Below are 21349 nucleotides of genomic sequence, written 5' to 3'. Positions count from 1 at the left end.
GCGGCGCCACCGCCGGGTGGCGGGGCCGGGGCACGTCCGGCCTAAGGGACTCAGGCCTGGTGCTTGAGGATGTACTCGGTCGCGTCGCCGACCGTCTTGAGGTTCTTGACGTCGTCGTCCGGGATCTTGACGTCGAAGCGCTCTTCGGCGGCGACGACGACCTCGACCATGGACAGGGAGTCGACGTCCAGGTCGTCGGTGAAGGACTTGTCCAGCTGGACGTCCTCGACCGGGATGCCGGCGATCTCGTTCACGATGTCGGCGAGACCGGCGACGATCTCTTCCTGAGTGGCGGCCATGTCAGGCGCTCCTTCGTAGATTTCCAGAGGGTGTGGCGTTGATTCCGTAACGGACCGACACGATGATCCGGCACGGAGTGCCTAGGGGAGGGTAACGACAGTGGCTGCGTAGACGAGACCCGCCCCGAAGCCGATGACGAGCGCGGTGTCGCCGCTCTTCGCCTCGCCGGTCGCCAGGAGCCGCTCCATAGCGAGCGGGATCGAGGCGGCCGAGGTGTTGCCGGTGGTGCGTACGTCGCGGGCGACCGTGACGTGCTCCGGCAGTTTCAGCGTCTTCACCATCGAGTCGATGATCCGCTCGTTGGCCTGGTGGGGAATGAAGACGTCCAGGTCGTCCGGGCTGATTCCGGCCGCGTCCAGCGCCTGCTGGGCGACCTTCGCCATCTCGAACACGGCCCAGCGGAACACCGCCTGGCCCTCCTGCGTGATCGCAGGGAACTTGTCGACCTCGCCGGTGCGGTAGTCCGTCCACGGCACGGTCTGCTTGATGGTCTCGGACTTGTCGCCCTCGGAGCCCCAGACGGTCGGGCCGATGTGGGGTTCCTGGGCGGGACCCACGACCACCGCGCCGGCGCCGTCGCCGAACAGGAAGGCCGTCGCGCGGTCCTCCAGGTCGGTCAGGTCGCTCAGCCGCTCCACGCCGATGACGAGCACGTACTCCGCGCTGCCCTCGACGACCATGCCCTTGGCCAGGGTGAGGCCGTAGCCGAAGCCCGCGCAGCCGGCCGAGATGTCGAAGGCGGCGGCCTTGGCGGTGCCGAGCTTGTCGGCGATCTCGGTGGCGACGGCCGGGGTCTGCTTGAAGTGCGAGACGGTCGAGACGATCACTCCGCCGATCTGCTCGGCGGTGATCCCGGCGTCGGCGATGGCCTTGCCGGACGCCTCCACCGACATGGCGGCGACGGTCTCCTCGTCGTTCGCCCAGTGCCGGGTCTCGATGCCGGAGCGCGAGCGGATCCACTCGTCGGACGAGTCGATCGTCTCGAGGATCACCTCGTTCGGCACGACCCGGGTGGGACGGTAACCGCCCACACCGAGGATGCGCGCGTACGGGGCGCCCTTGCTGGGCCTGATCTTCGACATGCTGCTCGGCTCCTTGTCAGGCGCTGTGCTCAGCGATGAGCTCGCGAGCCGCGTCGAGGTCGTCGGGGGTCTTCAGGGCGAGCGTCGCCACGCCGGGCAGCGCGCGCTTGGCGAGGCCGGTCAGGGTGCCGCCCGGGCACACCTCCAGCAGCGCCGTGACGCCCAGCTCCTTGAAGGTCTCCATGCACAGGTCCCAGCGGACCGGGTTGGCGACCTGGCCGACCAGCCGGTCCAGCACCTCGGCGCCGGTGGCCACGGTCCGGCCGTCCTTGTTGGAGACGTAGGGGACCGTCGGGTCGGCGGGCGACAGCTCCTTGGCGGCCTCGGCCAGCGCGTCCACGGCCGGCGCCATGTGGTGCGTGTGGAAGGCGCCGGCGACCTTCAGCGGGACGACCTTGCGCACGCCCTCGGGCTTGTCCTCGGCGAGCGCGGCGAGCTGCTCCATCGTGCCCGCGGCCACGATCTGGCCGGCGCCGTTGATGTTCGCCGGGGTCAGACCGAGCTTCTCCAGGTGCGCGACGGAGGTGTCGGGGTCGCCGCCGAGCAGCGCCGACATCCCGGTCTCGGTGATGGCGGCGGCCTCGGCCATCGCCAGACCCCGCCTGCGTACGAGGGTCAGGGCGGCGGTGTCGTCCAGCACGCCCGCGAAGGCGGCGGCGGTGATCTCACCGACGCTGTGTCCGGCGACCGCGCCGGGGGTGATGTCACCCAGTGCCGCGGCGGAGAGGAGTCCGGCGGCGACCAGCAGCGGCTGGGCCACCGACGTGTCCCGGATCTCGTCCGCGTCGGCCTTGGTGCCGAAGTGGACGAGGTCGAGGCCGACGGCGTCGGACCAGGCGGCGACGCGGTCGGCGGCGCCGGGCAGGTCGAGCCAGGGAGTCAGGAAGCCGGGCGTCTGGGCGCCCTGGCCGGGAGCGACGAGTACGAGCACTCTCACACTCTCTCTTGGGGACGGCCACGGCCGCCCGTGGGGACAGGGACGAAGAACAGCAGGGGGTTTTGTGGGCCCCCGACAAAAACCTAGGGCTGAAGATCGCCGTCGACCAGACGTCCCAGGATGAGTGCGATCCGCAGCGTGAACGCGGAGCGTACATCGGAAGGCGACCAACCGGTGACGTCAGTCACACGTCGAAGCCGGTAGCGCACGGTGTTGGGGTGAACGAAGAGCATCCGGGCGGCGCCCTCCAGACTGCTCGCCTGTTCCAGGTAGACCGAGAGGGTCTCCAGCAGAGCGGACCCGGCCTCCTCCAGCGGTCTGTAGATCTCCTCCACCAACTGCTCGCGGGCGCTGGGATCACCGGCGATGGCACGTTCCGGAAGCAGGTCGTCCGCCAGGACCGGGCGCGGCGCGTCCTGCCAGGCGGAACAGGCTTTCAGCCCGGCCGCGGCGGCCTGCGCGGAGCGGGTGGCGGCGAGCAGGTCCGGCACGATCGGCCCGGCCACCACCGGACCGGCCGCGTACGGGCCGATCAGCGACTTGGCGACGGCGAGCGGATTGTCGCTGCCGCCCGCGATGACGACGAGCCGGTCCCCGAGGACACCGGTCAGCACCTGGAGCTTGGCGTGCCGGGCGGCGCGCCGGATCGCCTCGACGGTCAGCTCCGAGTCGCCGTCCGGGGCGGTGCCGAGTACCACGCACACATGTTCGGGCGAGTTCCAGCCGAGCGCGGCGGCCCGGGAGACGGCGCCCTCGTCCGCCTCGCCGCTCAGCACGGCGTTCACCACCAGGGACTCCAGCCGGGCGTCCCAGGCACCGCGTGCCTCGGCCGCCTGGGCGTAGACCTGGGCGGTGGCGAAGGCGATCTCGCGGGCGTAGACCAGCAGCGCCTCGCGCAGCACGGACTCGTCGCCCGGGGCCGCCACCTCGTCGATGGCGGACTCCATGACCTCGATCGTCGTCCGGACCATCTCCACGGTCTGGCGCAGCGTGATGGCCCGGGTCAGCTCCCGGGGCGCGGTGCCGAAGACATCGGTGGAGATGGCCTGCGGGGCGTCGGGATGCCGGAACCACTCGGTGAACGCCGCGATGCCGGCCTGGGCGACGAGACCGATCCAGGAACGGTTCTCCGGGGGCATGGCCCGGTACCACGACAGCGTCTCGTCCATGCGCGTGATGGCCTGGGCGGCGAGACTTCCGGAGGACTTCTCCAGCCGCTTCAGGGTCGCGGCGTGCGGATGGGCGCCGTGCGCTGCGGCTTCGGGCTTGCTGGCTTCGGGTTCGGGCACGGGGACAAGACTGCCTTATCCGGACGGGAGCATGCGCTGGTGGGGTCTACGGTGGGACGCGTGACGGACGTACGGCGCGCCGACGAGCGCTATCCAGGCGGCGACCCGGCGGCGGGGATCGAGTCCCGGCACGCCTTCTCCTTCGGTCCCCACTACGACCCCGACAACCTCCGCTTCGGGGCGATGATCGCCTGCAACGAGGAGCGGCTGGCACCGGGTGCCGGGTTCGACGAGCACCCGCACAGCCACACGGAGATCGTGACCTGGGTGGTCGAGGGCGAGCTGACCCATCGCGACTCGCACGGCAACGAGACCGTGGTCCGGCCCGGGGACGTGCAGCGGCTCAGCTCGGCCGGGGGCGTCCGGCACGTGGAACGCAACGACGGGGGCGGGCCCCTCGTCTTCGTCCAGACCTGGCTGGCCCCGCTCTCGCCGGGCGGCGACCCGGCGTACGAGATCGTCCGCGGGATCGCCGACTCCACGCCGTACGCCGTCCCCGAGGCGGGAACGATGCTCCACGTCCGCCGCCTGTCGCCCGGCGAACGCACCGCCGTTCCCGACGCGGCGTACGTCTACCTCCACGTGGTCCGCGGCGAACTCCGCCTGGCGGACCGGACCCTGGCCCCGGGCGACGCGGCCCGCCTCGTCGCCCCCAAGGACATGGAAGCCCTGGCAACGGCCGAGTCCGAACTCCTCGTGTGGGAAATGGCCCCGGCCTGAGATCGCCCCCGGACCCCCCTTCGGCCCCGAAAGGGCCTCGTCCTCAAACGCCGGACGGGCTGAAACCAGCCCCTCCGGCGTTTGAGGAGCGGGGGTCTGGGGGCGGAGCCCCCAGGTTGGGACGGGAAGGGGCGGCGGGGGCGAGAAGCCAGGCTCAGCCCCGCGCCTCCGCGAGGACCGCGTCCGTCAAGGCCGGCCACGCCTCCATCGCCCACGTCCCGAACGCCCGGTCCGCCAGGGCCACACACGCGCACCCCGCGTCCGGATCGACCCACAGGAACGTCCCGGACTGCCCGAAGTGACCGAAGGTCCGAGCCGAGGACGAACCCCCCGTCCAGTGCGGAGACTTCCCGTCCCGGATCTCGAACCCGAGCCCCCAGTCGTTCGGATTCTGATGCCCGTACCCCGGCAGCACACCCTTCGTCCCCGGATACTGCACGGTCATCGCCTCCGCCACCGTCCGCGGATCCAGCAGCCGGGGCGCCTGCACCTCCGCCGCGAACCGCAGCAGATCCTCCACCGTCGACACCCCGTCCTTCGCCGGCGAGCCCTCCAGCGAGGTCGACGTCATCCCCAGCGGCTCCAGCACGGCCTGCCGCAGGTACTCCCCGAAGGGGATCTCCGTCGCCTTCGCGACGTGGTCCCCGAGCTGCTCGAAACCGGCGTTGGAGTACAGCCGCCGCTCCCCGGGCGCGGCGAGCACCCGGTGCTCGTCGAAGGCGAGCCCCGAGGTGTGGGCCAGCAGATGCCGCACCGTCGAGCCCTCGGGACCGGCGGGCTCGTCGAGTTCGACCGCGCCCTCCTCGTAGGCGACGAGCACGGCGTACGCGGCCAGCGGCTTGGTGACCGAGGCGAGCGGGAAGCGGTGCCCGGCCGGACCGCGGGTGCCCAGAACCGTTCCGTCCGCGCGCACCACACCCGCGGCGGCGGTGGGGACGTCCCAGTTCTCGATCAGTGAAAGGCTCTGCAAGGACATGCCCGTGAGCCTAAGCCGCTCACAGGTGCAGCCGCATCGAGGGGTCGGTGTCCCGGGTGAAGCCCAGCGAGGCGTAGAGCGGCTCGGCGTCCGGGGAGGCGGTGAGCATGACGTACCCGGCGCCCCGCTCGCGGAACCAGTCCAGCAGCCCCTCCATGCACACGCGCGCGTATCCGCGCCGCCGTGCCGCGGGGTCGGTGGCCACACTGAAGACGTAGCCGATCAGCCCGTGCGGATTGTCGGCCCGGCCGATCCGGTACTCCAGCGTCCCCGCGGCGAGCGCCGCCAAGGTCCCCGGCCGCTCGGGGTCGTCCACGACGAACGCCGCGAACTGCCCGTCCGGCGCGGCCAGTCGGTCCCGCAGCGCCGGCAGTGACTCCGCGTGCCAGTCCGTGGCACCCCGCGCGGAGGCCAGCGAATCGATCATCACCTGGCGCAGTCGCAGCACTTCGGGGGCGTCCTCGGGCGTGGCGCGGCGTACGAGACTCATGCGCCGCACGCTAACCGGGGTGATCACGCCATGTCCCGTGGATTTCTCACCCATTCGCTTGCTTGGAGCGCACTCCAAGGCCATAGCGTTGAGCGCATGACGGTGATGGAGACCACGGGTACCAGGACCGACACCTGCGCGGGGCCGCCGAGCCCCGACCGGCGCCCCGACGGCCAGGACAGCTACACGATCAGCGAGGTCGCCGCCTTCACCGGCCTGACCGCGCACACCCTGCGCTGGTACGAGCGCATCGGCCTGATGCCGCACATCGACCGCTCGCACACCGGGCAGCGCCGCTACAGCAACCGCGACCTCGACTGGCTCGACCTGGTCGGCAAGCTCCGTCTGACCGGCATGCCGGTCGCCGACATGGTGCGCTACGCCGAACTGGTGCGCGAGGGCGACCACACCTACGACGCACGGTACGAACTGCTGGAGGAGACCCGCCGGGACGTCCTGACCCGGATCGCGGAACTCCAGGACACGCTCGCCGTGCTCGACCGCAAGATCGCTTTCTACGGCGACGCCGGGCGCGCCCTGGCGTCGGAGAGGCCCCGATGACCGAGAACGGCAGGATCCCCACGGCACGACTGGGCGCCACCGGCCCCGAGACCGGGGTGCAGGGCCTCGGCTGCATGGGCATGAGCTTCGCCTACGGCCCCTCGGACGCGAAGGAGTCCAGGGCCACCCTGGAGCGCGCGCTGGACCTGGGCGTCACCCTGTACGACACCGCGGACGCCTACGGGGCCGGGGAGAACGAGAGCTTCCTGTCCCCGTTCTTCCGGGCGCACCGCGACGAGGTCGTCGTCGCGACCAAGTTCGCCCTGTCGATCCCGCCGGGCGAGCCGACGCGCCGGGTCATCCGCAACGACACGCCGTACATCCGCCAGGCCGTCGAGGCGAGCCTGAAGCGCCTGGACGTGGAGGTGATCGACCTCTACTACATGCACCGCCGGGACGTGAACGTGCCGATCGAGGAGACCGTCGCCGTCATGGCCGAACTGGTCCGCGAGGGCAAGGTCAAGCACCTGGGCCTGAGCGAGGTCACGGCCGCCGAACTGCGGGCCGCGCACGGGGTGCACCCCATCGCCGCCGTCCAGTCGGAGTGGTCGCTGTTCAGCCGCGACATCGAGGCCCAAGTGGTGCCCGCGGCACGGGAGCTGGGCGTGGCGCTGGTCCCGTACTCCCCGCTCGGCCGGGGTTTCCTCGCCGGGTCCTTCGGGTCCGCGGACAAGGACCTCACCGCCGACGACTTCCGCCGTCAGCAGCCCCGTTTCACCGGCGACAACGCGAGGGCCAACGCGGCCCTGCTGGCGCCCGTCCGGAAGATCGCCGAAGCGCACGGCGCCTCCCTGGGGCAGATCGCGCTGGCCTGGGTCCAGCAGCAGGCGGCGGTGCACGGCCTGCCGGTGGTGCCGATCCCCGGCACCCGCAAGCCCGGCCGGGTCGAGGAGAACACGGCCGCCACCCGCATCGAACTGACCACCGACGAGCTGGCGTTGCTGGAGCCGATCGCCCAACAGGTGGCGGGGGACCGGTACGCGGACATGACGTTCACGTCCGCCGGCCGGGAGTAGCCCCGGGTCGAGGGCGGGACCTTCGAGTCACGCCCTACAGCTCCGCGAGCAACTCCGCCTTCTTCGCGGAGAATTCCTCGTCGGTGAGCAGTCCCGCCCGGTGAAGTTCCCCCAGATGGCGGATGCGTTCGGCGATGTCCGCCGGGTCGCTGCGCGGTGCCGCCGCGGCCGGGACGGCCGGGACCACCGGGACGGCGGGCGCCGCGGAGCGCACCGCGGCCAGCACCGAGGCCGCGAACGGCAGCGACTCGTGCACCGGCCCGTAGCCCAGACCGAACACCACGGCCGCCGGATCGTGGTCCACCTGGGCCGGGCCGGTCTCGCCGCGCCGCAGCAGCCGCAGATGCCCCTCGAAGACCTCGGGGGAGCGCCACTCGACGCCGCACAGGTCGCCGATCGCGAAGGACTGGTCCCCGGCCTTCCACTTCGCCGAGGACGCCCCCGTCCAGAACCACCGGAAGGAGACGGTGCGCCCGTCGAAGGACGCCTTGCCGTCGTACGCCTTGAACGCCCTCGGCGCCTCGGGCGCCGCCACGAGGAACCGGTCCGCCGGGCCCGACTCCTTGAGCCGCGCCTTGAGTTCGTCGGCGTAGTACTCGGCGAGGGTCTCCCGCTCGGCCGGCAGCACCAGCCGGTAGGGGTCGCAGCCTTCCTTCAACTGCCCGCCGGCCGCCTCCATCAGCGGATCGGCCCCGGGCCGCGGCTCGACCCGGAGCACCACGGTCCCGCGTTTGCCGGGATCGAGGGTCACCGCGGAGATCGCGTCCAGCGGCACGCGCCGCTCGCCGAGCGCCTGGAGCAGTTTGGGTGTCCGAATCCCCCGTTCGTAACGGATGAGCACGGAGTCGGACTCGAACTCCCAGGCGGCATGAAATCCGGCCAGTACGTCACCCATGCGGCTCATCGTATGCGGCACGAGCTCCTCCGTCGCCTCATCGAGCAGACCGTAGTTTCTGCGCTCTCTACGCGCGTCCGTCCGTCGTGGTGCCGGACAAACCCTCCCGGCACCCTTCGTCGTCGTCCTTGCAGTGCACCGAGTCATACGCGCCAACCCCGATCCCGGCGAGGTTGCGCACGCTGTCCGTGCCCGGTTCGAAGTACCCGCTGTGCCCCTCGGCGTCCGCCGCCGACAGCACCCGCGCCCCGAACGCCGAGGACATCGGGTCGGCGCCGTGGCCGAGTCCGCCCAGCTCCAGGTAGGGCACGTCCTGGATCCAGTCGTCCGCGTCCCGCATCGCCCACACCCGGGCCGAGGTGCCCAGGTGGGACGCCTTCGCCACCCGCATGCCGGGACTGCCCGCGACCGCGATGTCGGAGACCCGGCCGGGCGTCGAGCGCGCGGCGACCCCGCAGACCACCGAGCCGTAGCTGTGGCAGAACAGCGACACCGAGGCGTCGCCGGGCAGGGCGCGCACCAGCGCGTTCAGCCGTACGGCCCCGTTCTCGGCGCGGGTCGCGGTGGCCGAGTCCAGGCCGAGGCCGCCGGGCGCGGTGTAGTCGGCCCAGGCGATCACCGCGGTGCGGGTGCCGGGGGCGGCCGAGCGCTCGGCCGCGTACAGCGACTGGGCCATGCCGACCGGCGCCGCGTACTTGCGGTAGGTGCGCTGGAAGCTGAGCAGGTCGGTGTCGACACCGGGGACGACGACCGAGATCCGCTCGGCCCGGTCCAGGTCGCCGAAGACCTCGGCGACCCGCCCGGAGCCCGCCGGGTCGAAGGCGAGGATGTTCCGTCCGGGGCTCATCAGAGCCTCGTAGCGGTGCATCCGTCGGCCGGCCTCCCGCTGCCCCTCGGGCGTGAGCCGCTTGTCGTGCATCCGCTTCAGCTCGACCTTGCGGGCCTGGAGCAGCGCGACCCGGTTGGCGCGGTAGCGCAGTTCGACGGGGGCGCCGTTCATGTTGCCGACCGCGAGCGGATAGCGGCGCACCAGGGCGGAGCGCTGGTCAGCGGTGAGCGAGGCGAAGAAGGCGGCCAGCCGCGCGGAGGTCGACTCCGGGTCGGGCAGCGGGTGCCCGGCGATCCGTCCGTGCTCCCAGGCGGAGAGCGAGCGCTGGAGCGCGGGAGTCGTGCGCTGGTTGCGCACCGCGGTCCACCCGGTGGTCGCCAGCATGACGAACACGACGGCCAGCGCGAGCACCGCGCGCCAGACGTTCAGTTGCGGGGACGTGTCGAAGGAAGTCACTGGGAGGACACACTAGGAGAACGAACGAGTCTCCCGTTAACCGAGTGACGGGTCTCACGTTTCGCGCCAGCTCTCGGTCAGTGCGGGTCCCACCTGCTCCAGGTAGGCGATCGTGAGCCGGCGGATGCCGTCGAGGCTGAAGTCCTCGCCCATGCTCCACTGCCGCTCGGTGACCCGCATCACCCCGCCGAACACCGCCACCGCCAGCCGGGGCCGCGGGTCGGCGTCCACGTCGAGGCCCTCGCGCTCGGCCAGCACCCGCGCGATCCGCTCCTCGGTCTCCGCCGACCGCCGCAGATGCGCGGCGAGCAGCGCGGGCGTGGACTCCACGACCCGGTACATCCGCAGGTACAGCTCGACCGGCACGACCGAGGCGATGACGTCGTTGAGTCCGTCCCAGCCCTCCACCACGGCCTGCCGCAGCGCCTCCATCGGCCGCTCGCCGGGCGGCCGCAGCCGCACGGCCTCCACGTAGTGCGCCTCCGTCATCTCCTGCACGGCGAAGGCGGCCTCCTCCTTGCTGGCGAAGTAGCGGAAGAAGGTCCGCTGGGATACCTCGACGGCGTCGGCGATGTCGTCGACCGTCGTCTCCTCGTAGCCCCGGGTCGTGAAGAGCCGCAGCGCCGCCAGCAGCAGTGCGTCCCGAGTGCGCTGTTTCTTACGTTCGCGCAGAGTTTGCATATCCGTCAGTTACCGACTTGTGAATTGGTTTGTCAATTGTCAGAGGCTGTCACTAGCCTCGGCGGCATGACTAGTCAGACCGTCGTCGACAAGGCGCCCCAGGACGCCGTCCCGCCCTCCGGGCTCCGCGGGCATCCCTGGTTCACGCTCATAACCGTCGCCGTGGGCGTGATGATGGTGGCGCTGGACGGCACCATCGTGGCCATCGCCAACCCGGCCATCGCCGACGACCTCGGCGCCACCTTCGCCGAGGTGCAGTGGATCACCAACGCGTACTTCCTCGCCCTCGCGGTCTCCCTGATCACCGCGGGCAAGCTCGGTGACCGCTTCGGCCACCGGCAGACCTTCCTCGTGGGCGTCGTCGGCTTCGCCGCCGCCTCCGGTGCGATCGGTCTCTCCGACAGCATCGCGTTCGTCGTCACCTTCCGGGTGCTCCAGGGCCTCTTCGGCGCCCTGCTGATGCCGGCCGCGCTCGGTCTGCTGCGGGCGACCTTCCCCGCCGAGAAGCTCAACATGGCGATCGGCATCTGGGGCATGGTCATCGGTGCCTCCACCGCGGGCGGCCCGATCCTCGGCGGTGTCCTCGTCGAGCACGTCAACTGGCAGTCGGTCTTCTTCATCAACGTCCCGGTCGGTGTCCTCGCCGTCGCGCTCGGCGTGCTGATCCTGCTGGACCACCGGGCCGAGAACGCCCCGCGCTCCTTCGACCTGCTCGGCATCGCGCTGCTCTCGGCCGCGATGTTCTGCCTGGTGTGGGCGCTCATCAAGGCGCCGGAGTGGGGCTGGGGCGGCGGCCAGACCTGGGCCTTCCTCCTCGGGTCGCTGGCGCTCTTCGCGGCCTTCGCCTTCTGGGAGACGAAGGTCAAGGAGCCGCTCATCCCGCTCGCGCTGTTCCGCTCGGTCCCGCTGTCGGCGGGTGTGGTGCTGATGGTCCTGATGGCCATCGCCTTCATGGGCGGCCTGTTCTTCGTGACGTTCTACCTCCAGAACGTGCACGGCATGAGCCCGATCGACGCGGGTCTGCACCTGCTGCCGCTCACCGGAATGATGATCGTCGGCTCGCCGCTCGCCGGTGCCATGATCACCAAGTTCGGTCCGCGGGTGCCGCTGGCCGGCGGTATGGCCCTGACGGCCATCGCCATGTACGGCATGTCCACGCTGGAGACGGACACCGGCAGCGGCATCATGTCGGTCTGGTTCGCCCTGCTGGGCCTCGGCCTCGCGCCCGTCATGGTCGGCGCCACCGAGGTCATCGTCGGCAACGCGCCCCTGGAGCTGTCCGGTGTCGCCGGTGGTCTCCAGCAGGCCGCGATGCAGATCGGCGGCAGCCTCGGCACGGCCGTGCTGGGTGCCGTGATGGCCTCCAAGGTCGACAGCGACCTCGCCGGGAACTGGACGGACGCCGGGCTGCCCGCGCTGACCCCCGCGCAGGAGGCGCAGGCCTCCGAGGCGGTGCAGGTGGGTGTGGCGCCGGTGGCCGAGGGGACGCCGGACGCGATCGCCGCGAAGATCACCGAGGTCGCCCACGACACCTTCATCTCCGGTATGAGCCTCGCCTCGCTGGTCGCCGCTGCGGTGGCGGCGGTCGCCGTCGCGGTCGCCTTCCTGACCAAGAGGGGCGAGAACGCCGAGGCCGGGATGGGCGGCGCGCATATCTGACGCGGTTCCCGACGAGGTCGCTTTTCCCTCATCAGGGTGACAAAGCTAAAGATTCCTCGTCCCCGGCACGCGCCGCAGGTCACAGTGGGTCAAGCCCTCCGTACGGCATCCCTCGGGCAAGTTCGTACGGCAAGGAGGGCGACGGGTGCTGCGGCGCGCTGCCGGAGGGGGACAGCGCGCCCGGCAGCCCGTAGGCATATCCGCGGGGTACGGGGTATCCGATCCAGGAACCGAAATCCAACGAATCCAAGGTTCCCGGGAGTTGAGAAACCCATGGCGGGCTTCGGAAGTGCAACGCGCAGGCGCCCCCGCACGCGTGGCCGGATGCGGTCACGGTCCGGGCCGGATCGCGCGACCCTCGGCATCATCGGAACCATCTGCGCGGTCGCCGGCTTCTTCACACTGGGCATCGTCCTTGGCCCGGCGGCCATGGTCTGCGGCTGGCTCGCGATGAACCGCCGCTGGTCCGGACCCCGCCCTCTCCCGGCACTGATCGCCCTGGTCCTGGGCGCGATCGACACGGTCCTGGCCCTGACCTGGCTGACCGGCTCGGGCCCGCTCTAGCCCCATCCGTGCCGGGCGGTCCGGTAGTGGGCCGGCTGCGGGCCCCCGTGGCCGATCGCGCAGTTCCCCGCGCCCCTAGGTGGGAACACCTGGCCCAGGACCAAACGCCACGGCACCGCAGCCGAAGAACCACCGCCCCCACCCCGCACCCCAGGGGCGCGGGGAACTGCGCGATCAGCTCCCACGGGCCGGTGGTCGGCCCACTGCCGCGCGCTCCAGGCACCTCAGGGGCGCGGGGAACTGCGCGATCAACTCCCACGGGCCGGTGGTCGGCCCACTGCCGCGCGCTCCACGTACCTCAGGGGCGCGGGGAACTGCGCGATCAGCCCCCACCGGCCGGTGGTCGGCTCACTACCGGGGTTGCCGGACCAGGAAGCGTCGGCACCGCGTCCCCCGGCGGAGCCGTCCGTTCAGACAGCGCGGACACCTCCGCCCGCAGACGCCGCACCTCCTCCGTCAGCAGCCGGATCGCCTCCGTCTGACGCCGCTCCTCCTCGTCGTCCCGCTCGAAGCGCGCGATGAACCACGCGGCGATGTTCGCGGTGACGACACCCAGCAGGGCGATCCCGGACAGCATCAGGCCGACCGCGAGGATCCGCCCCAGACCGGTGGTCGGCGCGTGGTCCCCGTACCCCACGGTCGTCATCGTGGTGAACGACCACCAGACCGCGTCACCCAGCGTCCTGATGTTCCCATCCGGCGCGTCCCGCTCCACGGACAGCACGGCCAGCGAACCGAACATCAGCAGGCCGATCACCGTGCCGACGACATACGTGGTGAGCCGGACCTGGGAGGCCATCCGGGCCCGCCGGCCCGCCAGCATCAGCGTCGACACCAGACGCAGCAGCCGCAACGGCTGGATCAGCGGCAGCGCCACCGCGCACAGGTCCAGCCAGTGCCGCCGGACGAAGTCCCAGCGCCGCTCGGCCAGCCCCAGCCGCACCAGGTAGTCACCGGCGAACGCCGCCCACACCGCCCACTCCACGGCCGCGCACGCGCGCGTCAGCCCCCGGCTCGCCGAGCCGTCCACGATCGGCACGGCGTACGCGACGGCGAACAGCACCGCCAGCACTAGCAGCGGCCTTTGGGTGAGCCGCTCCCAGCGGACCTGCGCGGTTGTCTCCTTCATGCCCGCATCGTAGGAAACGTCGGAGGGCCGGGGAACTCCAGCCCCTCGGCCCTCCAGCCGCACCCGAGCGTTCCCTCGGGTCCGCTCTACGCGTCGCCGCCCGCGGCCCCGGGGTCCGCCGCCGAGACGTCCAGCAACTGGTACCGGTCGATCGCCTGCTTCAGCGCCGAGCGGTCCACCTTGCCCTCCTTGGCCAGCTCCGTCAGCACGCCCAGCACGATCGACTGCGCGTCGATGTGGAAGTACCGCCGTGCCGCGCCCCGGGTGTCGGCGAACCCGAACCCGTCGGCGCCGAGCGACTGGTACGTCCCCGGCACCCACCGCGCGATCTGGTCCGGAACCGACCGCATCCAGTCGGAAACGGCCACGAACGGGCCCTCCGCGCCGGACAGCTTGCGCGTCACGTACGGCACCCGCTGCTCCTCCTCGGGGTGCAGCAGGTTGTGCTCCTCGCAGGCCACGGCCTCGCGCCGCAGCTCGTTCCAGGAGGTCGCCGACCAGATGTCGGCCTTGACGTTCCACTCCTCGGCGAGGATCCCCTGCGCCTCCACGGCCCACGGCACCGCGACACCGGAGGCGAGGATCTGCGCCGGGACGGACCCCGCCGTGCCCTCGCTGAACCGGTGGATGCCCTTGAGGATGCCCTCGACGTCCACGTTCTCCGGCTCGGCGGGGTGCTGGATCGGCTCGTTGTAGACGGTCAGGTAGTAGAAGACGTCCTCGCCCGGCTTGCCGTCCGCCGTCGGGCCGTACATCCGCCGCAGACCGTCCTGCACGATGTGCGCGATCTCGAACGAGAAGGCCGGGTCGTAGGCGACACAGCCCGGGTTGGTCGACGCCAGCAGCTGCGAGTGGCCGTCGGCGTGCTGGAGTCCCTCACCGGTCAGAGTCGTGCGGCCGGCGGTCGCACCGAGGACGAAACCGCGCGACAGCTGATCCGCCATCTGCCAGAACTGGTCACCCGTCCGCTGGAAACCGAACATCGAGTAGAAGACGTAGACCGGGATCAGCGGCTCGCCGTGCGTGGCGTAGGCCGAGCCCGCGGCGATCAGGGAGGCCGTGCAGCCCGCCTCCGAGATGCCGTCGTGCAGCATCTGCCCGTTCGGCGCCTCCTTGTAGGCCAGCAGCAGCTCACGGTCCACCGACTCGTACTGCTGCCCGAGCGGGTTGTAGATCTTCGCACTCGGGAAGAACGAGTCCATGCCGAAGGTGCGGTACTCGTCGGGCGCGATCAGCACGAACCGCTTGCCGATCTCCTTGTCCCGCATGAGGTCCTTCAGCAGGCGCACAAAGGCCATGGTCGTCGCGATCGACTGTTGACCCGAGCCCTTCTTCACGGACGCGTACGTCTTGTCGTCCGGCAGGGCCAGCGGCTTCGCCCGCACGACACGGGTCGGGACGTACCCGCCGAGCGCCTGCCGGCGGTCGTGCATGTACTGGATCTCCTCGCTGTCCCGCCCCGGGTGGTAGTAGGGCGGCGCGCCGGACTCCAGCTCCTTGTCGGAGATCGGCAGGTGGAGCCGGTCGCGGAAGCGCTTGAGGTCGTCGACCGTCAGCTTCTTCATCTGGTGCGTGGCGTTGCGGCCCTCGAAGTTGGGGCCCAGCGTCCAGCCCTTGATCGTCTTGGCCAGGATCACCGTCGGCTGGCCCTTGTGCGCCGTGGCCGCCGAGAACGCAGCGAAGATCTTCTTGTGGTCGTGGCCGCCGCGCCCCAGGTGCAGGATCTGGTCGTCGGTCATCCCCTCGACCATGGCGCGCAGCCGGTGGTCGTCGCCGAAGAAGTGGTCCCGGATGTACGCGCCGGTCTCGGTGGCGTACGTCTGGAACTGCCCGTCCGGCGTGGTGTTCATCCGGTTGACCAGCACACCGTCCCGGTCCTGGGCCAGCAGCGGGTCCCAGCTGCGGTCCCAGACCAGCTTGATCACGTTCCAGCCGGCACCGCGGAAGATCGACTCCAGCTCCTGGATGATCTTGCCGTTGCCGCGCACCGGCCCGTCCAGCCGCTGGAGGTTGCAGTTCACCACGAAGGTGAGGTTGTCCAGGCCCTCACGTGCGGCGATGGACAGCTGGCCGAGCGACTCCGGCTCGTCCATCTCGCCGTCGCCCAGGAACGCCCACACGTGCGACTTGGAGGTGTCCGCGATCCCGCGCGCCTCCAGGTAGCGGTTCATCCGGGCCTGGTAGATCGCGCCGATCGGGCCGAGGCCCATCGACACGGTCGGGAACTCCCAGAAGTCCGGCATCAGCCGCGGGTGCGGGTACGAGGACAGTCCGTTCGGCGCCTTGGACTTCTCCTGGCGGAACGCGTCCAGGTTCTGCTCGGTCAGCCGGTCCAGCAGGAAGGCGCGGGCGTAGATGCCCGGTGAGGCGTGGCCCTGGAAGAAGACCTGGTCACCGCCGTCGCCCTCGTCCTTGCCCCGGAAGAAGTGGTTGAAGCCCACGTCGTACAGGGAGGCGGAGGAGGCGAAGGTCGCGATGTGGCCGCCGACGCCGATACCGGGGCGCTGGGCCCGCGAGACCATGACCGCGGCGTTCCAGCGGGTCGCGTTGAGGACCTTGCGCTCGATCTCCTCGTTGCCGGGGAAGAACGGCTCGGCCCGGGTCGCGATCGTGTTGACGTAGTCCGTGCTGCGCATCTCGGGCACGGCGACACGCTTCTCGCGGGCCCGCTCGATCAGGCGGAGCATCAGGTAGCGGGCCCGCTCACGGCCGCGCTCGTCCACGGCGGCGTCGAGGGAGTCGAGCCACTCCTGGGTTTCCTCGGGATCGAAGTCAGGAACCTGACTCGGAAGGCCGCCAATGATGATCGGATTGCGATCGGATCCGGAAGCCACGCTGTTCCTTACCTGTCGGAGGGCTGGTTGTCTGGCCTGCATCGGGCTTGTTCTCGCGCTGGTCGCCGCTGGTTGCGGGCTGCTCCGCCCGCACCGTCCCCATCGTCTACCTCGGGGAGGCATACGTCATCTCTTCCCCCGGGTAATCCAAGCGTGGTCCCCGAGGAGGGTTCCCAAAAGCGCAAAGAGGGCAGAACGGTGTGGCGTGTGTCACCTTGGGTCGTGGTGGCGTGACGGGAGTTGCGGTGACACAGCCCGGAACGTCACCGTTTCGGCGGTCTGAACGGCCGGGTACTTGCGCGATTCGCCCCGCCCGTGTGGACTACGGCCAATGCTTCGCGCACGCGCGTGGCTGAGTCATTCCCGAAGACATGATCAGGAGGCAACCCGTGAGCGCGACCGCGGACCACGCGGAGGAGCGGACGAACCCTGCCGTCAGGCTGGGGTTCCAGCCCGAGCAGGTGGTCCAGGAGATCGGCTACGACGAGGACGTAGACCAGGAACTCCGCGAGGCCATTGAGGAAGTCATCGGCAGCGATCTCGTGGACGAGGACTACGACGACGTCGCCGATGCCGTGGTGCTGTGGTTCCGCGACGAGGACGGCGACCTGACGGATGTACTGGTGGACGCCATCACGTACATCGAGGAGGGCGGCTCGATCCTGCTGCTGACGCCGAAGACCGGCCGCGACGGCTACGTCGAGCCGAGCGACATCTCCGAAGCCGCCACGACGGCCGGACTGTCCGCGTCCAAGAGCGTCAGTGTCGGCAAGGACTGGAGCGGCAGCCGACTGGTGACGCCGAAGGCGGCCAAGACGACCAAGAAGTGACCCTCCCCCGGAGACGCCGGACGGGCTGACTACGGTCGGCCCGTCCGTGGGCCCTTCACGATCGCTGCGTAGGGTGGTTCCAGACCACCCGAACAGCCCCATCGAAGGGACACAGCCGGTATGGCCATCCAGGTCGGCGAGAAGGCCCCCGACTTCGAGCTCAAGGACAACCACGGCCGCGCCGTGAAGCTCTCGGACTTCCGCGGCGAGAAGAACGTGGTCCTGCTCTTCTACCCGTTCGCCTTCACCGGTGTCTGCACCGGCGAACTCTGCGAGCTGCGGGACAACCTGCCGAAGTTCGCGGACCGCGACACCCAGCTGCTCGCCGTCTCCAACGACTCCGTTCCCACCCTGCGCGTCTTCGCCGAGCAGGAGGGACTCGACTACCCCCTGCTGAGCGACTTCTGGCCGCACGGCGAGGTCTCCCGCGCCTACGGCGTGTTCGCCGAGGACAAGGGCTGCGCGGTGCGCGGCACCTTCGTGATCGACAAGGAGGGAGTCGTCCGCTGGACCGTCGTCAACGGACTGCCGGACGCCCGTGACCTGAACGAGTACGTCAAGGCGCTCGACACCCTGTGATTCTTCGGTTCCAGGGCCTGCGTGCCACGGGAACCCCTCACTAGGATCGACACGTTGATCCGGTATCAAACGCACGGCGGGGCTCCCCGCCCATGGACATCAATGGAGGACTCGTGGGAGTCAGCCTCAGCAAGGGCGGCAACGTATCGCTGACCAAGGAGGCCCCCGGGCTGACCGCGGTCATCATCGGTCTGGGCTGGGACGTCCGCACCACGACCGGTACGGACTTCGACCTGGACGCGAGCGCGCTGCTGCTCAACAACTCCGGCAAGGTCGCCAGCGACGCGCACTTCATCTTCTTCAACAACCTCAAGAGCCCGGACGGCTCCGTCGAGCACACCGGTGACAACATCACCGGTGAGGGCGAGGGCGACGACGAGCAGATCAAGATCAACCTCGCCGGTGTCCCGGCCGAGGTCGAGAAGATCGTCTTCCCGGTGTCGATCTACGACGCCGAGAACCGTCAGCAGTCCTTCGGGCAGGTCCGCAACGCGTTCATCCGCGTCGTGAACCAGGCCGGCGAGGCGGAGATCGCCCGCTACGACCTCAGCGAGGACGCCTCCACCGAGACCGCGATGGTCTTCGGCGAGCTGTACCGCCACGGCGCGGAGTGGAAGTTCCGCGCCATCGGCCAGGGCTACGCCTCGGGTCTGCGCGGCATCGCGCAGGACTTCGGCGTCAACGTCTGAGCCGGCGCTCACCCGCGCTGTGACCGCCCGGCGCCGCACGGTTTGCGTGCGGCGCCGGGCGCGCAGGGAAACAACCAAAGAAGCACGACCCGGGGAGGACCAGCATCATGGGCGTCACGCTCGCCAAGGGGGGCAATGTCTCCCTGTCCAAGGCCGCACCCAATCTCACCCAGGTGGTGGTGGGACTCGGCTGGGACGCGCGCTCCACGACCGGAGCCCCCTTCGACCTCGACGCCAGCGCGCTGATGTGCAGTGGCGGACGGGTGATGGGGGATGAGTGGTTCGTCTTCTACAACCAGCTCAAGAGCCCGGACGGCTCCGTCGAGCACACCGGCGACAACCTCACCGGTGAGGGGGACGGCGACGACGAGTCGCTGGTGATCGACCTCTCCAAGGTGCCCGCCCAGTGCGACAAGATCGTCTTCCCGGTCTCGATCCACATGGCGGACGAGCGCGGCCAGACCTTCGGTCAGGTCAGCAACGCCTTCATCCGGGTCGTCAACCAGGCCGACGGTCAGGAACTCGCCCGTTACGACCTGAGCGAGGACGCCTCCACCGAGACCGCGATGATCTTCGGCGAGGTCTATCGCTACCAGGGCGAATGGAAGTTCAGGGCGGTCGGACAGGGGTACGCGTCGGGTCTGCGCGGCATCGCTCTGGACTTCGGGGTCAACGTCTCATAACGCGTTATGAGCAAAAGCCAGGACCGGGTGGGCCGCCGAGGGGGGCCGACTACACTGCGGCTTCAAAAGTTCGTAAAGCCGAGTACGGCGCGGGGGAGGCCCTCCTCCACACTCCGTGTGGGAGGGGCCCCCAACACAGGATTGGGTAGCCAGTGGTTCTGAAAACCTTCGGCTGGTCGTTCGCGGTCACCGCGGCCGGTCTGGTCGCAGCGGTCCTCATCGGGGGGTGGACCGCTTTCGGCATCGTGGCGATCCTCTCCATCCTCGAGATCTCGCTGTCCTTCGACAACGCGGTGGTCAACGCCGGAATCCTGAAGAAGATGAATGCCTTCTGGCAGAAGATCTTCCTCACGATCGGCATCCTGATCGCCGTCTTCGGCATGCGACTGGTCTTCCCCGTCGTCATCGTCGCCGTCAGCGCCTCGATGGGGCCCATCGAGGCCGTCGACCTCGCGCTGACCGACAAGGACCGCTACGAGCAGCTCGTCACCGACGCCCACCCGTCGATCGCGGCCTTCGGCGGCATGTTCCTGCTGATGATCTTCCTGGACTTCATCTTCGAGGACCGGGACATCAAGTGGCTCGGCTGGATCGAGCGCCCGCTGTCCAAGCTGGGCAAGGTCGACATGCTCTCGGTCTGCATCGCGCTGATCGTGCTGCTGATCACCTCCATGACCTTCGCGACCCACGCCCATCTGCACGCGGGCAGCGCGGACAAGGCAGAGACGGTTCTGCTGTCCGGTGTCGCCGGTCTGATCACGTACATGATCGTCGGTGGGCTCTCCGGCTACTTCGAGGACAAGCTGGAGGAAGAGGAGGAGCGCGAGCACGAGGCCGAGGAAGCGGCCGAGCGCGCGGGCAAGCCCCGCTCGGCGGTCGTCCTGGCCGGCAAGGCCGCCTTCTTCATGTTCCTCTACCTCGAGGTCCTGGACGCGTCGTTCTCCTTCGACGGCGTGATCGGCGCCTTCGCCATCACCAACGACATCGTGCTGATGGCGATCGGTCTGGGCATCGGCGCGATGTACGTCCGTTCGCTCACCGTCTACCTGGTCCGCCAGGGCACCCTGGACGACTACGTCTACCTGGAGCACGGCGCCCACTACGCGATCGGCGCCCTGGCCGCGATCCTGCTGATCACCATCCAGTACCAGATCAGCGAGATCATCACCGGCCTCATCGGCGTCGTCCTGATCGCCCTCTCCTTCTGGTCCTCGGTGCGCCGCAACCGCGCGCTCGCGGCCGCCGAGGGAAAAGCGGAAGCCTCGGACAAGACTGAGGTCTCGTCCGGGGTGTGACACCCCTTGGAGTGAGGAACGCTTCTGAACGGGGCGGCCGGGCCTCCGGCCGCCCCCTCGGTCTGTAGAAACGCGGGTGGGGGCGGGAATGGGCTTGTTGGACGGGCTGCTCTGGCGCGGACGTGCCGCGCAGTTCGACTCGGGGAGCGCGGCGAGCAACGCGATCGAGCTGACCAAGCGCCACGGCCAGGTGTCGCTCACCAAGCAGGACGCGGCCACCGGCCATCTACGGGTCAACCTCAACTGGCGGATGCGCAGCTCCGACATAGGCGGGCCGCAGCGGGAGAGCCTGCTGCGGCACCCGTTCAAGGCGCTGCGGCCGCCGGAGGTGGTCGGGCACAGCCAGAGCATGGTCAACGTCGACCTGGACCTCGGCTGCCTCTACGAGCTGGCCGACGGCTCCAAGGGGGTCGTCCAGCCGCTCGGCGGCCTGCTGGGGGACGTCAACGCGCCGCCGTACGTGAAGCTCAGCGGGGACGACCGGTTCGGCTCGGCGTCCGGCGAGACGATGTACGTCAATCTCGACCAGCGCGAGCACATCAAGCGGCTGCTGGTCTTCGTCTACATATACGACCAGACGCCGGCCTTCGACCGCACGCACGCCGTCGTCACGCTGTACCCGAGCAACGGGCCCCGGATCGAGATCGGGCTGGACGAGCGGCATCCGCAGGCCCGCTCCTGCGCGGTGGTGATGATCGAGAACGTGAAGGGCGAGATCGTCGTCCGCCGCGAGGTCAAGTTCGTCTACGGGTTCCAGGGCGAGCTGGACCGGCTGTACGGGTGGGGCCTCCAGTGGGGGCGCGGCTACAAGGCGAAGGCGGACCGCTGACCCGCCCCCGCCCTGCCGCGCGGGGC

At 70.0% G+C, this 21349-nt stretch carries 22 protein-coding genes; 11 read left to right on the top strand and 11 right to left on the bottom strand.

The window, feature by feature from the left end:
- Nucleotides 1-50: 50 nt before the first annotated feature.
- From AB0E07_RS02180 to fasR, 4 genes are all read right to left on the bottom strand, one after another.
- Nucleotides 51-299 (bottom strand): acyl carrier protein, encoded by a 249-nt coding sequence (locus AB0E07_RS02180; RefSeq protein WP_152787270.1) that lies wholly within the window; start codon nucleotides 297-299, stop codon nucleotides 51-53.
- Nucleotides 300-380: 81 nt separating this feature from the next.
- On the bottom strand, nucleotides 381-1382 hold the full coding sequence (locus AB0E07_RS02175) for a ketoacyl-ACP synthase III (RefSeq protein ID WP_362245414.1): 1002 nt from the start codon (nucleotides 1380-1382) through the stop codon (nucleotides 381-383).
- Nucleotides 1383-1398: 16 nt separating this feature from the next.
- On the bottom strand, nucleotides 1399-2313 hold the full coding sequence (locus tag AB0E07_RS02170) for an ACP S-malonyltransferase (RefSeq protein ID WP_362245755.1): 915 nt from the start codon (nucleotides 2311-2313) through the stop codon (nucleotides 1399-1401).
- An 89-nt stretch (nucleotides 2314-2402) separates the two neighbouring features.
- On the bottom strand, nucleotides 2403-3608 hold the full coding sequence (fasR, locus tag AB0E07_RS02165) for a fatty acid biosynthesis transcriptional regulator FasR (RefSeq protein WP_362245412.1): 1206 nt from the start codon (nucleotides 3606-3608) through the stop codon (nucleotides 2403-2405).
- A gap of 51 nt (nucleotides 3609-3659) precedes the next feature.
- Between fasR and AB0E07_RS02160 the strand changes: the two genes are divergently transcribed.
- Nucleotides 3660-4328 carry a pirin family protein gene (locus AB0E07_RS02160; protein WP_362245753.1) on the top strand — a complete coding sequence of 223 codons (669 nt, stop codon included), beginning with the start codon at nucleotides 3660-3662 and terminating at the stop codon, nucleotides 4326-4328.
- 154 nt (nucleotides 4329-4482) lie between these two features.
- Here the strand turns inward: AB0E07_RS02160 and AB0E07_RS02155 are convergent, their stop codons facing one another.
- Nucleotides 4483-5304 carry a serine hydrolase domain-containing protein gene (locus AB0E07_RS02155; protein WP_362245410.1) on the bottom strand — a complete coding sequence of 274 codons (822 nt, stop codon included), beginning with the start codon at nucleotides 5302-5304 and terminating at the stop codon, nucleotides 4483-4485.
- Nucleotides 5305-5323: 19 nt separating this feature from the next.
- Complete coding sequence (locus AB0E07_RS02150) at nucleotides 5324-5794, bottom strand: GNAT family N-acetyltransferase (RefSeq protein WP_362245408.1); 471 nt, start codon at nucleotides 5792-5794, stop codon at nucleotides 5324-5326.
- Between the two features lie 96 nt (nucleotides 5795-5890).
- Here AB0E07_RS02150 and AB0E07_RS02145 point away from each other — a divergent pair, with 96 nt between their 5' ends.
- Both AB0E07_RS02145 and AB0E07_RS02140 read left to right on the top strand, forming a co-directional pair.
- The gene (locus AB0E07_RS02145; RefSeq protein ID WP_351930183.1) at nucleotides 5891-6355 is read left to right on the top strand and encodes a MerR family transcriptional regulator; all 465 of its coding nucleotides are present in this window, start codon (nucleotides 5891-5893) and stop codon (nucleotides 6353-6355) included.
- Nucleotides 6352-7371, top strand: coding sequence for an aldo/keto reductase (locus AB0E07_RS02140; protein WP_362245405.1), 1020 nt, complete (start codon nucleotides 6352-6354; stop codon nucleotides 7369-7371). The genes AB0E07_RS02145 and AB0E07_RS02140 overlap by 4 nt, the downstream gene beginning before the upstream one ends.
- 34 nt (nucleotides 7372-7405) lie before the next feature.
- On the opposite strand, the gene AB0E07_RS02135 is transcribed toward AB0E07_RS02140, so the two are convergent.
- Genes AB0E07_RS02135 through AB0E07_RS02125 form a run of 3 tightly spaced genes read right to left on the bottom strand, consistent with a single transcriptional unit; the run spans nucleotide 7406 to nucleotide 10232 of the window.
- Nucleotides 7406-8275: a DUF4429 domain-containing protein gene (locus AB0E07_RS02135; RefSeq protein ID WP_362245751.1), complete on the bottom strand. Its 870-nt coding sequence runs from the start codon at nucleotides 8273-8275 to the stop codon at nucleotides 7406-7408.
- Between the two features lie 58 nt (nucleotides 8276-8333).
- On the bottom strand, nucleotides 8334-9551 hold the full coding sequence (locus AB0E07_RS02130) for an alpha/beta hydrolase (protein WP_362245403.1): 1218 nt from the start codon (nucleotides 9549-9551) through the stop codon (nucleotides 8334-8336).
- Between the two features lie 54 nt (nucleotides 9552-9605).
- Nucleotides 9606-10232 (bottom strand): TetR family transcriptional regulator, encoded by a 627-nt coding sequence (locus tag AB0E07_RS02125; RefSeq protein ID WP_362245401.1) that lies wholly within the window; start codon nucleotides 10230-10232, stop codon nucleotides 9606-9608.
- A 66-nt stretch (nucleotides 10233-10298) separates the two neighbouring features.
- Between AB0E07_RS02125 and AB0E07_RS02120 the strand changes: the two genes are divergently transcribed.
- Together AB0E07_RS02120 and AB0E07_RS02115 are read left to right on the top strand one after the other, a co-directional pair.
- Nucleotides 10299-11891 carry an MFS transporter gene (locus AB0E07_RS02120; RefSeq protein WP_362245399.1) on the top strand — a complete coding sequence of 531 codons (1593 nt, stop codon included), beginning with the start codon at nucleotides 10299-10301 and terminating at the stop codon, nucleotides 11889-11891.
- 273 nt (nucleotides 11892-12164) lie between these two features.
- Nucleotides 12165-12455, top strand: a complete 291-nt coding sequence (locus AB0E07_RS02115; RefSeq protein WP_362245397.1) for a small hydrophobic protein — start codon at nucleotides 12165-12167, stop codon at nucleotides 12453-12455.
- 322 nt (nucleotides 12456-12777) lie between these two features.
- Here the strand turns inward: AB0E07_RS02115 and AB0E07_RS02110 are convergent, their stop codons facing one another.
- Both AB0E07_RS02110 and aceE read right to left on the bottom strand, forming a co-directional pair.
- Nucleotides 12778-13584 (bottom strand): potassium channel family protein, encoded by an 807-nt coding sequence (locus AB0E07_RS02110; protein ID WP_362245395.1) that lies wholly within the window; start codon nucleotides 13582-13584, stop codon nucleotides 12778-12780.
- Between the two features lie 86 nt (nucleotides 13585-13670).
- The gene (gene aceE, locus AB0E07_RS02105) at nucleotides 13671-16418 is read right to left on the bottom strand and encodes a pyruvate dehydrogenase (acetyl-transferring), homodimeric type (protein WP_362245393.1); all 2748 of its coding nucleotides are present in this window, start codon (nucleotides 16416-16418) and stop codon (nucleotides 13671-13673) included.
- A 389-nt stretch (nucleotides 16419-16807) separates the two neighbouring features.
- On the opposite strand from aceE, the gene AB0E07_RS02100 reads away from it, so the two are divergent.
- From AB0E07_RS02100 to AB0E07_RS02075, 6 genes are all read left to right on the top strand, one after another.
- Nucleotides 16808-17248 (top strand): DUF3052 domain-containing protein, encoded by a 441-nt coding sequence (locus AB0E07_RS02100; RefSeq protein ID WP_362245391.1) that lies wholly within the window; start codon nucleotides 16808-16810, stop codon nucleotides 17246-17248.
- A 120-nt stretch (nucleotides 17249-17368) separates the two neighbouring features.
- Nucleotides 17369-17827 (top strand): peroxiredoxin, encoded by a 459-nt coding sequence (locus AB0E07_RS02095; RefSeq protein ID WP_362245389.1) that lies wholly within the window; start codon nucleotides 17369-17371, stop codon nucleotides 17825-17827.
- 113 nt (nucleotides 17828-17940) lie between these two features.
- Nucleotides 17941-18516 carry a calcium homeostasis/redox stress adaptation protein gene (locus tag AB0E07_RS02090; RefSeq protein ID WP_362245387.1) on the top strand — a complete coding sequence of 192 codons (576 nt, stop codon included), beginning with the start codon at nucleotides 17941-17943 and terminating at the stop codon, nucleotides 18514-18516.
- Nucleotides 18517-18623: 107 nt separating this feature from the next.
- Complete coding sequence (locus tag AB0E07_RS02085; RefSeq protein WP_362245385.1) at nucleotides 18624-19199, top strand: TerD family protein; 576 nt, start codon at nucleotides 18624-18626, stop codon at nucleotides 19197-19199.
- 152 nt (nucleotides 19200-19351) lie between these two features.
- Entirely contained in the window at nucleotides 19352-20494 is a 1143-nt protein-coding gene (locus AB0E07_RS02080; protein ID WP_362245383.1) for a DUF475 domain-containing protein, read from the top strand.
- A gap of 88 nt (nucleotides 20495-20582) precedes the next feature.
- The gene (locus AB0E07_RS02075; protein WP_362245381.1) at nucleotides 20583-21323 is read left to right on the top strand and encodes a Tellurium resistance; all 741 of its coding nucleotides are present in this window, start codon (nucleotides 20583-20585) and stop codon (nucleotides 21321-21323) included.
- Nucleotides 21324-21349: the final 26 nt, after the last annotated feature.

It is taken from the genome of Streptomyces sp. NPDC048002 (assembly GCF_040653275.1).
In the GTDB taxonomy this organism is placed as follows: Bacteria; Actinomycetota; Actinomycetes; order Streptomycetales; family Streptomycetaceae; genus Streptomyces.
This window is presented reverse-complemented; position numbering and strand designations above follow the sequence as displayed.